Origin of the sequence: Neobacillus mesonae (genome assembly GCF_023715155.1) — a bacterium.
Taxonomy (GTDB): Bacteria; Bacillota; Bacilli; order Bacillales; family Cytobacillaceae; genus Neobacillus; species Neobacillus mesonae_A.
In genome coordinates, this window is sequence record NZ_JAMBNQ010000126.1 from 1 (window position 1) to 359 (window position 359).

A 359-nucleotide genomic window follows, 5' to 3' on the forward strand; every position below is an offset into this window, starting at 1 on the left:
CCCATTCGGAAATCTCCGGATCAAAGCTTGCTTACAGCTCCCCGAAGCATATCGGTGTTAGTCCCGTCCTTCATCGGCTCCTAGTGCCAAGGCATTCACCGTGCGCCCTTTCTAACTTAACCTAAAAATTTAAAAAGAACTTACAATAATGATGTCTTGTTATCGTTATCTAGTTTTCAAGGAACAAGTCTGAGAGATAATTCTCTCAAAACTAAACAAACAAAAAACAATCAAACAAACCTTTTTTGTCAGGCTCTTAGTCCTGCTTATATCCTTAGAAAGGAGGTGATCCAGCCGCACCTTCCGATACGGCTACCTTGTTACGACTTCACCCCAATCATCTGTCCCACCTTAGGCGG

2 rRNA genes are annotated in these 359 nt (G+C 43.2%); both read right to left on the reverse strand.

Annotated features, from left to right (window positions below):
- Nucleotides 1-122 (reverse strand): 23S ribosomal RNA (locus M3183_RS26815); the annotation flags it as partial.
- Nucleotides 123-278: 156 nt separating this feature from the next.
- Nucleotides 279-359: ribosomal RNA gene (locus tag M3183_RS26820) — 16S ribosomal RNA — on the reverse strand; the annotation flags it as partial.